General features: G+C 74.5%; 6 protein-coding genes. 3 read left to right on the top strand and 3 right to left on the bottom strand.

Annotation, left to right across the window (positions count from 1 at the left end):
* Nucleotides 1-65: 65 nt before the first annotated feature.
* The 3 genes from ACN9M0_RS07030 to ACN9M0_RS07020 all read left to right on the top strand — a co-directional run bounded on the left by ACN9M0_RS07030 (nucleotide 66) and on the right by ACN9M0_RS07020 (nucleotide 3,038).
* Nucleotides 66-1,463 (top strand): CitMHS family transporter, encoded by a 1,398-nt coding sequence (locus ACN9M0_RS07030; protein ID WP_366041389.1) that lies wholly within the window; start codon nucleotides 66-68, stop codon nucleotides 1,461-1,463.
* 170 nt (nucleotides 1,464-1,633) lie between these two features.
* Nucleotides 1,634-2,314: a hypothetical protein gene (locus ACN9M0_RS07025; RefSeq protein WP_366041390.1), complete on the top strand. Its 681-nt coding sequence runs from the start codon at nucleotides 1,634-1,636 to the stop codon at nucleotides 2,312-2,314.
* Nucleotides 2,301-3,038 carry a class F sortase gene (locus ACN9M0_RS07020; RefSeq protein WP_399697814.1) on the top strand — a complete coding sequence of 246 codons (738 nt, stop codon included), beginning with the start codon at nucleotides 2,301-2,303 and terminating at the stop codon, nucleotides 3,036-3,038. Before ACN9M0_RS07025 ends, ACN9M0_RS07020 begins: the two co-directional genes overlap by 14 nt.
* A 301-nt stretch (nucleotides 3,039-3,339) precedes the next feature.
* Here ACN9M0_RS07020 and ACN9M0_RS07015 read toward each other — a convergent pair whose 3' ends face one another.
* From ACN9M0_RS07015 to ACN9M0_RS07005, 3 genes are all read right to left on the bottom strand, one after another.
* A complete protein-coding gene (locus ACN9M0_RS07015; RefSeq protein WP_426403297.1) occupies nucleotides 3,340-6,726 on the bottom strand; it encodes an ATP-binding protein in 3,387 nt (1,128 codons plus the stop codon).
* Nucleotides 6,727-6,873: 147 nt separating this feature from the next.
* Complete coding sequence (locus ACN9M0_RS07010; RefSeq protein ID WP_426403296.1) at nucleotides 6,874-9,771, bottom strand: FG-GAP-like repeat-containing protein; 2,898 nt, start codon at nucleotides 9,769-9,771, stop codon at nucleotides 6,874-6,876.
* A gap of 65 nt (nucleotides 9,772-9,836) precedes the next feature.
* A complete protein-coding gene (locus ACN9M0_RS07005) occupies nucleotides 9,837-12,392 on the bottom strand; it encodes a S8 family serine peptidase (protein ID WP_426403295.1) in 2,556 nt (851 codons plus the stop codon).
* Between the last annotated feature and the right edge of the window lie 245 nt (nucleotides 12,393-12,637).

Raw genomic sequence — 12,637 nt, 5'->3', positions numbered from 1 at the left:
GGGCACCTACCGTCATCCGGACCGCCGCTCGGCGGCAGTTCAAGGGTGAACGTGAGGTGTCCTCCATGCTGACCGTCCTCGGCTTCGCCATGATCGCGACCTTCCTGGTCCTGATCATGCTGAAAAAGATGTCGCCGATCGCGGCGCTCGTATTGATCCCCGCGCTGTTCTGCGTCGCGGTCGGGCAGGGGGCCCAGCTCGGCGACTACGTCATCGAAGGCGTCGGCAAGCTGGCCCCGACCGCCGCGATGCTGATGTTCGCGATCGTCTACTTCGGCGTCATGATCGACGTCGGCCTCTTCGACCCGATCGTCCGGGGCATCCTGCGCTTCTGCAAGGCGGACCCCGTGCGGGTGGTCGTGGGTACGGCAGTGCTCGCCGCCATCGTCTCCCTCGACGGCGACGGCTCCACCACCTTCATGATCACCGTCTCGGCGATGTATCCGCTCTACAAGCGGCTCAAGATGAGCCTGGTCGTCATGACGGGCGTCGCGGCCACCGCCAACGGTGTCATGAACACCCTGCCCTGGGGCGGCCCCACCGCCCGTGCCGCGACCGCGCTCAAGCTGGACGCCGCCGACATCTTCGTGCCGATGATCCCCGCGCTCGGCGTGGGTCTGCTCTTCGTCTTCGTCCTGGCGTACGTGCTCGGGCGCCGCGAGCGCAAGCGCATCGGCTACCTGTCCCTCGACGAGGTCCTGGTCCCGGAGACCGACGCGGTGCTGGTCACGGCGGGCGGCGGCAAGAGCGAGGACGGCGGCCGGAAGGCGACGGGCGCCACCGGCGACGCGGCCGGTACGGACGCCGGCGAGGGTGACGGGTTCAAGGGCCTCGACCCGAACCGCGCGACGCTCCGCCCCAGGCTGTACTGGTTCAACGCCGCCCTGACGGTCGTGCTGCTCGCCGCGATGATCCTCGAACTGCTGCCGATCCCGGTGCTCTTCCTCCTCGGCGCCGCCCTCGCGCTCACCGTCAACTACCCGAAGATGGCCGAGCAGAAGGAGCGCATCGCCGCTCACGCAGACAACGTCCTCAACGTCGCCGGCATGGTCTTCGCCGCCGCCGTCTTCACCGGCGTCCTCACCGGCACGGGCATGGTCAAGCACATGGCCGACTGGCTCGTCGGTGCCATCCCCGAGGGCATGGGCCCGCACATGGCCCTGGTCACCGGCGTGCTGAGCCTCCCCCTGACGTACTTCATGTCGAACGACGGTTTCTACTTCGGCGTGCTGCCGGTCCTCGCGGAGGCGGGCGCCGCCCACGGCGTGTCGCCCCTGGAGATCGCCCGTGCCTCGCTCGTCGGCCAGGCCCTGCACATGTCGAGCCCGCTGGTCCCCGCCGTGTACGTGCTCGTCGGTATGGCGAAGGTGGAGTTCGGCGACCACACCAGGTTCACGGTGAAGTGGGCCGCGCTGACCTCGCTGGTCGTGCTGGTGGCCGGGATCCTCTTCGGGATCATCTGACCCCGGCCGGTCAGCCCCCCCCGTCACGCGTGGTGGCGGGGGAGTGCGCCGGACGGGTGGAAGTCGGAGGGTGGTGCGGCCGGGTCACCACCCTCTGTGTCCATGTTGTGACGGATAGTCGGATTATCGCAGTAAGCGCCCGATGTGCTCACGACTGGAGGACCTCCACCATGACGACTCCCCCCACCCGCACCCTGCTCCGTGCGGCGCTCGCCACCATGGCGCTCAGCGCCGTGACCCTCGGGGGCGCCCCCGCGGCCTTCGCCGCGCCCGGCGACAACGGCGACATCAAGGTGCACCGGCAGGGGACCCCCGACACCGACGAGGCCAACCAGCCCCAGGTCGGGTGCATCTTCCGCTTCGCCGCCTTCAACTTCGACGGCCTGCAGAGCCTCCAGTGGAACATCTACGCGCAGCCGGGCCAGCCAGGCAACCAGGACCCCTCGTTGAAGAACGGCAGCATCGCCGTCGACGCCAACGGCAACGGACACACGGACGACCTCACCGGCCTGCCCAGCGGCATGTACAAGGTCGAATGGACGTGGGCGGGCCAGAACGGCGCGGCGAAGTCGAAGGTCTTCACCGTGACCTGCGTGCCGGGCGGCAACGGCGGCAACGGCAACGGAGGCAATGGCAACGGCGGCAACGGCAACGGCGGAAACGGCGGCGGCCACGGCCACGGCCGTCCCCCGCACGGGCCGGTCGGCGCGGGCGGCGGCGGCAGCGCGCAGATCGCCGCCGAGGACTCCTCCGCCTTCGGCGTCGGGGCGGCCGTCGCCGCCGGCCTCGCCGGCACGGCCGGACTGGTCCTGATCCGCCGCTCGCGCCGCCGCGACAATGGCGCCGCGTAGGTCCCGCTTCACGCGCAGGCAGCGACGTCTGCTCCGGCTCACCAGGACCGTGGCGGTGACCGTGGTCCTGGTGACCGGGGGAGTCTGGTGGGCCGGTGACGGGGAACCGGCCGACCCGCCGCTCGCCGCCGGCCCGGCCGCGCACGGCCGGGCCGGCGCGGCGGCCGGAGCGCCCGCCGCCCTGGACCACAAGGCGAAGCCCAGGACGCTGCCCAAGGCCACGCCCTCGCCGCGGCCCGCGCCCCCGCCCGCGCCACTGTCCCGTTCGCGTCCCGTCACCGTCGCCGTCCCGGCCATCACCATCGAGGCGCCGGTGATCGAGCTCGGCCTCGACGCCACGGGCCGGCTCGGCACACCGCCCGTCGACGATCCCCGGGTCGTCGGCTGGTACGCCAAGGGGCCCGCCCCCGGCGAGCGCGGGACCGCCGTCGTCGTCGGCCACCGCGACACCCGCACCGGGCCCGCCGTCTTCCTCAACCTCAACTCGCTCAGCTCCGGCAACACCGTCCGGGTCGCCCGCGCCGACGGCAAGGTCGCCGTCTTCACGGTCGACCGCGTCCAGACGTACCCCAAGAGCGACTTCCCCGACAAGGAGGTGTACGGAGCCACCGGGCGGCCCGAACTGCGGCTGCTCACCTGCGGCGGAGTCTTCGACCGCGGCAAGGGCTACGAGGCGAACATCGTCGTCTTCGCCCACCTCACCGAGATCGCCCAGAAGATCTGACCGAGCCGCAGCCGCCGGAGCCAGGCCCGGGCCCGCCGGACCCGCGCCGGGGCCCGAAGGACGCGCGCCGGGGCCAGAAGGACCCGCGCCGGGCCTGCCGGCCCCAAGCCCGGCCCGCAGGACCCAAGCCCCGGCCTGCCGGACCCAAGCCCGGACCCGCCGGACCCGAGCCCGGACCCGCCGGACCCAAGCCCGGCCCGCCGGACCCGAGCCCGGACCCGCCGGGGCCCCCCGGCCCGCAGGACCCACGCCCCGGCCGACGGAATCCAGCCGCTCCGTCGGCCGGGGCGTGCCGTGCGGGTCAGGCCGTCCCCGGTCCGGCGGGTGCGTCCGGGCCGCCGCCGTCCGTCCATCCCACCCCACGGGCCCAGTTCATCCCACGGGCCCAGGCCACCCGGCGGGCGCCCGCCGGGTACGGCAGGACCTCCGCAAGGGCCGTCGCCCGGTCGAACTCCGTCGCCGACTCCCGCTCCCGGCCGAGCACCGCGAGCGCGGCGGCGTGCGCCGTACGGGCCTCCGTCTCCGCGAGCCGTTCCCCGGCCCGCTCCGCCCGCTCGACTTCGCCCCCCGCGGCCCCGGCGGCCTCCGCGGCCCGGCCGCACGCGAGGAGCGCCCAGGCCGTCAGATGCGCGGCGCCGGTCTCGCGGTAGCCCGCGAGCAGCCGCAGCGCCTCCTCGGGCCGGCCCTCCCGCACGGCGAGCTCGGCCCGCGCCGACCGCACCTCGTACCCCGCCTGGTGGTCCCCCTGGGCCAGGGCCGTCCGCTCGGCCGGGCCGAGCAGCTCGCCCCCGCCCGGCTCGGCCGCCCGCATCCGCACCCGGGCGAGCGCCACCATGGCGTACGGCGCGCACCACCCCGCGTGCGAGCCGGCGTCCCGCACCGCCGCCTCGGCGAGCTCACGGGCCTCGTCCACCTCCTCGACCAGGAGGTGGAGCTCCGCGAGGTTCGCCCGCTCGAAGACCGTCGCCGTCGGGTCGCCCGAGCGCTCCGCGAGCGCGAGCGCCCGGCGGCCCGTGTCGATCGCCTCCCGCAGCCGCCCCGCCCGCCGGGCCGTCTCGCGGAGCACCGAGAGCACCGAGGCCAGCAGCTGAGGATCGCCGTACGCCTCCGCGTGCGGCAGCGCCCGGTCCGCGACCGGCCCCGCCTGCCCGAACCGGCCCGCGAGGCCCAGCGAGGTCGCCTGCGCGGCGAGCGCCCGGGCGAGGAGCCCGCGCCGCTCCGGTCCCGTGACCGCCCGCGCGGCGTCCTCCGCCGCCCGCGTGGCGACGACCCCCTCCTCGTACCGGCCCGCGACGAAGCACAGCACCCCGCGGGACAGATGGTGGGCGCTCGCCACCGCCGCCGGGGTGTCCGGGCCGGGCGGGCAGGAGTCGAGCAGCCGGAATCCGTCCTCCGTGCCCCGGGTCTTCGGCATGAGCTCCGCGAGCCGCGCGGCCGCCAGGACGCGGCCGTCCTCGTCCCCGTGCCTGCCCAGCTCCTCCAGCGCCTCGCCGAGCAGCCGGGCCGCCTCGTCGAACCGGCCGAGGCGGCGCAGTACGGCGCTGCGGTCGATCCGGGCCCGCGCGGAGTCGGCGGCCAGCGCGTCGAGCCGGTCGGTGAGTTCGGCGTAGTAGCGGTCGGCGGTGTCGTTCGCGTAGAGCGCCGCCGCCCGCTCGGCGGCCTGCCGCAGATAGCCGGTGGCGCGGGGGTCGTCCGCCCGGGTCAGATGGGCGGCCAGCGTGTCCACGGCCTCCGGGCGGCGGCGGAGCACCGCCTCCGCGTACGCCGAGTGCAGCAGCCGCCGCCGGACCGCCGAAAGTCCCTCGTAGCAGGTGAGCCGCACCAGCGGATGGCGGAAGGCGAGTCCCGCCACTGGCCGGCCCTCGGAGACGACCTGCCGCTCCTCGACCACCGAGGCGGCGACGGCCGCCTCCACGGCCTCCGTGGCCTCGGCGGCCGAGAGCCGCGGATGACCGCCGCGCCGGGCAACGTCGAGGACCTCGGTGAGGGCCGCGTCCTGGCCGGCGACCGCGACCGCGTCGACCACCCGGCGGGCCGCGGGGCCGAGCCGCCCCAGGCGCTCGGCCACCAGCTGGCGCACGCCCTCCGGGGCGCCGGTCCGCTCGTCCCCGTCCCGGACCGCACGGGCCAGTTCGAGCGCGAACAACGGATTGCCGAGGGACAGCTCCCACACCCGCTCGGGGGCTGTGCTCCCGGTGCCCAGCGCGTCGGCCGTCAGCGCCAGGCAGGCCTCGCGGGAGAGTCGGGGGAGCTCGACCGCGGCGGCCAGTGACTGACGGACCAGCAGGTCGAGGACCTGGCGGCGCGGGTCAGGGGCGGAAAGTTCCTCCGGGCGGACAGTGGCGAGAAATCGCCAAGCCCTTCCGGACTCCCGAGCCCGGCGGGCAAGATGGCCGAGGAGCTGGAACGAGCCCGCGTCCCCGGCGTGGAGATCGTCCAGCACCACCATCACGGGCCGCTCCGCAGCCAGTTCCCCGAGCAGCCCCGCCGTCGCCCGGAACAGCCGGTCCCGCTCCTCCTCGGGACTGCGCCCACTCCCGGCGGGCACCCGCCCCAAGGACGGCAGGAGCGCCGCCAGTTCGGGATACTCCGTCCCCGTCCTGGCCCGCTCCGCCGTCGGCCGGCCGGCCAGCCAGCCGTCCAGCGCCTCGGCGAAGGGGCCGTAGGGCGTGTGCCCCTCAGCGTCATGCCCCGCGCCCCACAGCACGGCCGTGCCCTCCGCGGCCGCCCGCCGAGCGGCCTCCCCGGCAAGGCGCGTCTTGCCGAGCCCGGCCTCCCCGGTGAGCAGAAGAACGGGCGGGGAGCCGGGGGCGAGCAGGCGGGCGAGGAGCTCGTCCCGGCCGCGCAGCGGCGTGCCGGGCGGCTGCCGCACCACCGCCGGCAGCGTGGGACCCACCGACCGGGAGGCCGGCGGGGGAGTGGTGAGAGCCGCCCGGTGCAGCCGCTCCGTCTCCGGTCCTGGCCGCACGCCGAACTCCGCGTCCAGCGCCTCCCGGCACAGGTGGTACTGGGCGACCGCCCGGCGCCGCAGCCCCTGCCGGACGTACGCCGCGATCAGGATCCGGTGCGCCTCCTCCTCGGCGGGGGACGCCACGAGGACCTGCTCGGCCACGGCGACCGCCTCCTCGGGGGCGCCGGCCACCAGATGGGCGGCGGCCAGAGCGACCAGGGTGCGCTCCCGCAGGGAGGTCAGCCGTTCGCGGCGGGCCTCCGCCCAGGGAGCGTAACGGTCCTCGGGCAGCAGCTCGCCCGTGAACGCCTCCACGGCGGCGGCGAGTCCGGCGCGCCCGCCGTGGGCGAGCGCCGCCTCCGCGAGGGCCTCGGCCTCGTCGGCGTCGATCCGCACCGTCCGCGGGTCGAGGCGCAGCAGCGCGCCCTCACCCGTCAGATAGGAGGACGCCGCCCGGGGCGCCAGCTCGGGTTCGATCGCCCGGCGGGCCGCGTGGAGCGCCACCCGCAGACTGCCGAGCGCGGCCTGCGGATCCGCGTCCGGCCAGCAGATCTCCAGCGCCTGTTCCCGGTGGAGACTGTGCCCGGGCGAGACCGCGAGCAGCTTCACCAGTGTCCGGGCGCTCGGACGCGGCCACCGCTCGGAGAGCGGCGGCCCGCCGTCCCGGTCGACCCGGAACCCGCCGAGGAGGTGCACCCGCAGCACCGGAGGCGCGCCGGCTGGTATGTCTGTGCTCATCAGGGCGCCCACTGTAATTGGGTGCCCCCTGCAGCGGAATGGCGTGATCCGGAAGCCTGCGGCCCGGCCGTCCGCAACCTCCCACCGTCCCGTGCGGCCGGAAGCCGCCGTCCGGCGGTCCGGACGGGGGCTTACGTCAGCGGTGGGTCACGGAGCCGTCAGCCGGCCCGTCACCATCCCGTGCATCTCGTTGTCCTGGAGCAGATAGCGGCCGCCGGACAGTTCGATCGTCCGGTCGAAGCCGGTGTCGTCCTTGCCGAGCCCGACGACCTCGTCGACCCCGTCGCCGTCGAGGTCCGCGACGACCAGGTTCTGCGTGGCGTACCCGTCCAGCTTCGTCAGGTGGTTCGGGTAGTTCACCCCGCCGGTGAGCACCGGCGCGTCCCACACGTAGGCCGCGCCCTCGGTGCCGCCGACGACCAGCCGCCGCCCGCCCGGCCCGGCCGCGAACTCCGCGCGGTGCAGGGTCGGCAGCGTGTAGATCCCGTAGTCCTGGCCGTCCCTGCCGAAGGTCCTCAGGGAGGCCGTCCCGGCGAGGACCAGGCCCTCGTCGCCGGTGAACCAGTTGCCGAGCGTCCAGGAGCCGCCGCCGACCGCGGTGCGGACGACCTTTCCGGTGCGCAGGTCGCGGAACTCGTGGTACGTGCTCCAGAGGGATCCCTGCCGGACGATCCACGAGTACACGACCGCGTGCCCGTCCGCGTACGGGATGCCCGGCGAGGCGTACAGCCCGTGGTAGAGCTGCGCCGCGTACACCTTGGTGTCCGTGTCGCCGGTCCACGTCGGGTCCGCCGACCAGCGGACCTCGCCCGTACGGGCGTCGAGCGCCGTCCCGCCGACGACGGCCGTCCCGTCGACCACCCCGCGGGTCTGGTACGAGCCGAGGACCTTGCCCTCGGCGACGGTCAGGTCGGAGAAGACCAGGCCGGGCGCGGGTGCGTACTCCCACAGCGCCCGCCCGTTCCCGCCGTAGGCGCGCACCTTGTCGGTCGGCACGAGGATCTCGTCGTCGCCGTCCTCGTCCAGGTCGCCGACCGTCACGGAGCGGACGAACTGCCCCTTGCCGTCAAGGGTCTCGCGGACGCGGCCGGTGCGGGCATCGACGACCACCGCCGCCGTGTCGGCCGCGACGACGAGGTCGTCGCGCCGGCCGTCGCCGTCGGTGTCGGCGATCCGGATGTCCCCCTGCACGGAGCCGGGCAGGGTGGCCTGCCAGAGCGTCCGGGGCTTCCCGGACAGCAGGGACGGTCCGTCGAAGGCCCAGAGCCCGTGGGACTGGCCGCCGACGATCACGTCCTTGTGCCCGTCGCCGTCGACGTCGGCCGCGAGACCGGTGGTCAGGTCGGCCTGGAGCGGGGTGAGCGCGGTCTGTCGCCCGTTGTCGAGGCGGTACGAGCGGATGTTCTGTTCGCTGTCGACGGTCCGGACCCGCCACTCGTCGTCCTCGCGGTACGGCTGGGCGTAGATCGCGGAGGCGTCCGCGCCCTTGTGCTGCCAGCGCACCTCTCCGTCCCGGCCGTTCAGCGCGGTCAGGGTGCCGAAGCGGCCGCCGCCCGGGTTGGCGGCGGTCTCCTTGCCCTCGGTGGTGAAGTACGAGGCGAGGACCTTGCCGTCGGTGATCCGCAGCCCGAGGGCGGAGTCGCCGTCCTTGAAGTTGTCCTCGGCCCGCTTGACCGTGCGGGACCACAGCTCGGCGGCGTCGCCGCCGTCCAGGGCCCGGACGGTGGCCGCGTTGACGTACAGGTACTCGTCGAGCGTCGACTCGCTGATCGCGTACTCCGGTGCGGAGTCCCCGCTCAGCTGCCCGATCCGCAGTCCGATCCCGAGGGCGTTGACCCGGGTGTCCAGGGTGGTGCGGGTGCCGTCGGCCGGGTCGTAGGCGGCGAGTTCGTACCGTACGCCGTCCCGGTAGTCGGCCTGTTCGAGGGCGACGAGCCGCTTCCTGGCCGGGTCGTAGGCGAGCTGCCGGGAGTACAGGTCGGTGTCCGTCTGCCAGGCCACGGAGCCGTCGGCCGGGTCGAGGACGAGGGTGCGGCCCCCGGCCGGGGCGGTCGCGGTCTTCTTCACGTACCAGGACACGGCGACGCGTCCGTCCCCGAGCGGCAGGGTGGAGCCCCACCGGCCGTCGCGCTGCCCCGTCTCGTACGTCCAGGTCGCCGACGGGGAGAGCTTTCCGTCGGTGTACGAGAAGCGGAAGGCCTGGAGGGACGCGGTGGCGTCCTTCGCGGAGTTGAGATTGGTGGAGGGCTGGTCTCCGACGAGCAGGGTGTCGCCCGCCAGCGTGACCTGCTGGGCGTCGGCGAACAGCTTCGACCACAGCGTCCGGCCGGTGGCGCCGTCGAGGACGGTGACGAAGGTGCCGGTGGTGAGGGTCGAGCCGGGGGAGGTGAAGGGGCGGTACGGGCTGGTGCCGACGTCGGCGGTGAAGACGACGTCCGCGACGCCGTCGCCCGTCAGGTCGCCCTGGGCCCAGCCCCGGTCGGAGCTGTCCGCGAAGGGGCTGTTGGCGTGGAAGCCGGTGGTGATCCTCGCCGGGTACGCCGCGGTCTGCCAGGGGCGGATGTTCTTGACCTGCCAGTCCGCGTAGAGCGAGGCGTTGTCCCGCTTCCAGACCGTGCGGCCGTCCCCGGTGAGCCGGGTGACGGTGCCGAGGCTGTGCACGGCGAGGAAGTCGCCGCGGCCGCCGCCGAGCTGGGCGGTGTCGGCCTGGCCCCGGTAGGTCTCCAGGGCGGAGGTCCGGGTGAGGGTCACCCCGGTGGCGGAGGTGTCCTCGCCGGCCGCCGCGAGGGTTCTCGCGGGCTGCTCGTTCTGCGGGGTGACCGCGAGGGTCTCCGGGGCCTCGGCGCGGCTCTCCAGGGCGTCGGCCTGCGCGTCGGTGAGGACGCGGGCGCCGTCGGGGGCGACGGGCTGGTCAGCCGCGTAGGCGCCGGCGGCGGGGAGCGCGGTGAGCGCGAGACCGGCCGCGACGAGGGCGGAGGCGAGGCGCACGCCGAGCCTGGAACGGTGGGTGTTCACGCCGGCTTCGGGAAGAGAGCTGTGCGTCATCACGCCGCCTTCGGGAAGAGAACGGTGGGTCATCACGCCGCCTTCGGGAAGAGAACGGTGGGTCATCACGCCGCCTTCGGGAAGATACGGAGGGCCGAACGGTCCTTGAGGAGCGGCTCGTTGAAGGAGTACTGCAGGGCGTCGGTGCCGGCCTGGTTCTCGATGCCGACGGTCGCGCTGCCGCCGGCCTCCAGGGTGTCGGCGCCGATCGACTGGTACTGCAGGACGATCGCGCCGGTCGCCTCCTCGAAGACGGCCTCGAAGGTGACGCGCTTGGTGGTGTCGGCGGCGAAGGCCGCGTTCTCCCAGACGATCGCGAACCTGCGCTGTCCGGCGGTCCCGCTGGTCGAGGTCCTGACCGCCGACTTGGCGTCCAGGGTCAGGTCGTCCCAGTACGCGGCGAGGATGCCGTCGGGCCGGCCCGCCGACGGCAGCGCGGTGTTGGCGTAGTCGCCGAGCCGCGGCGCCAGGAAGTTCACCAGGCCGTTGGTGGTGACGTTCGCCTGGCTGTAGGTCACGCCGTAGAAGGAGACGGGGAAGGGCAGGGCGATCGTCTTCGCGTTCTCGTCGCCCGAGAGCGCGAGCTTCGTCGACGCGGCGGTCCAGGCGTACGCGACGGGCAGGCAGCCGTTGCCGGACGCGTCGGTACGGGCGGGCAGCGCGGCCGTCACGTTCTCGTCGCCGTCCACGGCGAGGACGGCCTGGTAGCCGCCGTTGCACAGGACGGGCGCGGCCGGGGTCGCGGTGAGGGTGAAGGAGCCCTCGGCGACGGCCGGGAAGCGGAAGAGGCCGGAGGCGTCGGTGACGACCGGGGCGAGCGGCGCGTCCGTGAAGCGGACGGTGGCGCCCTTGAGGGGCTTTCCGGTGACGTCGAGGACGGTGCCGGTGACGGCGTGCGCGGGCACGGCGTCCAGGGCGAGGTCGTGGGCGAGGGCCTGGCCGGTGGTGACGGTGAGCCCGTCCTCGGTGAGGTCCCGGTAGCCGTAGCCGCCCGCGGTGAGGGAGTACGTGCCGGCGTTCAGGGTCAGCCGATAGGCGCCGGAGGCGTCCGTGGTCACGGAGCGACGGGCCTCGCCCGCGGTGGCGGTGACGGTGACCCCGGCGAGCGGGGAGCCGCTCGCCCGGTCGGTGACCGTGCCGGTGACGGTGGCCGCGGTGTGCGGGGCGCGGTCCACGGCGGTGAGGATGTCCAGCTTGCCCTCGCCCCACACGTTGTTGGCGGCGGCGGTGCCGCCGCAGTGGGTGTCGTCGACGTCGCGGGCGGAGCCGTTCAGGACGGCCCGGGTGGCGTCGATGTCGCCGATGAGGGAGGGGGTCGAGGACCAGAGCAGGGCGACGGCGCCGGCGACGTGCGGGGTCGCCATCGACGTACCGGAGATCGCCCGGTAGGTGCCGCCCGGCCAGGAGGAGCGGACGTTCACGCCCGGGGCCGAGATGTTCGGCTTCATCGAACCGTCGACGAGGGAGGGGCCGAAGCCGGAGAAGTCGGCGATCTTTCCGTTCTCGTCGTAGGCGCCGACGCCGTAGGCCGGGGCCTGGGCACCGGGGGCCTCGGTGGTGGAGCAGCTGACGCCGTTGCCGGAGTTGCCGGCGGCGAAGGCCTCGAAGATCCCGGCGGCGTTCCAGGAGGTGATGATGTCCTGGTAGAAGGTGGTGTTCCCGCCGCCCCAGGAGTTGTTGACGATGTCGGGGGCGAGGTCGGGGCGCGGGTTCTGGCCGTTGCGGTCGGTGGGCGCCAGGATCCACTGGCCCGACTTCAGCAGCGAGGAGTCGGAGCAGCTGCGGGCCTCGCAGCCCTTGGCGGCGATCCACTTCGCGCCGGGAGCGACGCCGATGCCGCCCGCGCCGGCGATGGTGCCCATGGTGTGGGTGCCGTGGCCGTTGTTGTCGCAGGGGGTGCCGCCGGTGCACTGGCCGGTCGGGTCGTACCAGTTGTAGTCGTGGCTGTAGGTGCCGTCGCCGAGGTTGCCCCGGTAGTTGCCCTTCAGGGCCGGGTGGTCGAACTGCACGCCCGAGTCGATGCTGGCGACGACGATGCCCTCGCCGCGGTTGTCGTACTGGGACCAGACCTGGTCGGCCTTGATGTCCTTGACGCCCCACTCGGGGGTGACCGCCTCCTCGGCGGCCGTGGAGTTCTGCTCGACGGCGTCGAGGGTGTAGTGCCGCTCCTGGCGGAGGGCCGCCACGTCGGGGCGCGCGGCGAGCTGCTGGACGAGGGCCTTGCCGCCGGTGACCTTGACGGCGTTGGCGATCCAGTACGACTCGTAGCCGACCCTGGCCCGGTCGAGGAAGCGGGTGAGGGGGGCCTGGCTGCGGGTGGCCTCGGTGCGCAGGGAGTCGAAGGCCGTCCGGGCCTTCTTCTCGTGGCCGCGCTGTGCACGGGCCCCGGAGAGGTCGGCGCGCCCGGCGAGGACCACGAAGAACGTCGCCTCGCCGCCGGCGTCGACGGTCGCGGTCAGACCGGGGTCGACGGCGGCGTGGGGGGCGGGCGCGGAAGCCGGGGCCGGCGCCGCGGCCACGGCGGGGGCCGCGAGCAGGGCCGCGGCGGTGGCGGCGGCCGCGGCCCAGGCGGTTGTTCCGCGCCGGAGGGGGGACCGGAGCGGCGAGCGGGGCGGGTGCATGTGTGTGGCTCCTCCATCGCTGGTACGGGGGAAGCCGGCGCCCCGCCGCCCGGTGGCCTCGGGGGAAGGCTCCGGGGGCGGTGGGGCGGGCTCGGTCGGGGACGCTAGGACCGGGCCGTTACTGGGGAATTACTGGGCGGGTGGGGCCGGAGTCGTCGTGGGCATGCGTTCGGCCGGGGCGGAACGGGTGGGCGCAACGGAACGGCGCCTTTGCCGGCGCCAGAGGCTCCCGCGCCTGAACCGCA

This window comes from Streptomyces sp. R-07, from assembly GCF_049913175.1.
Taxonomy (GTDB): Bacteria; Actinomycetota; Actinomycetes; order Streptomycetales; family Streptomycetaceae; genus Streptomyces.
The sequence above is the reverse complement of the archived record's forward strand: the minus strand, read 5'-3'. Positions and strand labels throughout refer to the sequence as shown.

Excerpts from the sequence above, each read along its gene's own strand:
- ACN9M0_RS07020 (WP_399697814.1), top strand. The coding sequence starts at position 2,301 with ATGGCGCCGCGTAGGTCCCGCTTCACGCGCAGGCAGCGACGTCTGCTC.
- ACN9M0_RS07015 (WP_426403297.1), bottom strand. The coding sequence starts at position 6,726 with ATGAGCACAGACATACCAGCCGGCGCGCCTCCGGTGCTGCGGGTGCAC.
- ACN9M0_RS07030 (WP_366041389.1), top strand. The coding sequence starts at position 66 with ATGCTGACCGTCCTCGGCTTCGCCATGATCGCGACCTTCCTGGTCCTG.
- ACN9M0_RS07005 (WP_426403295.1), bottom strand. The coding sequence starts at position 12,392 with ATGCACCCGCCCCGCTCGCCGCTCCGGTCCCCCCTCCGGCGCGGAACA.
- ACN9M0_RS07025 (WP_366041390.1), top strand. The coding sequence starts at position 1,634 with ATGACGACTCCCCCCACCCGCACCCTGCTCCGTGCGGCGCTCGCCACC.
- ACN9M0_RS07010 (WP_426403296.1), bottom strand. The coding sequence starts at position 9,771 with ATGACGCACAGCTCTCTTCCCGAAGCCGGCGTGAACACCCACCGTTCC.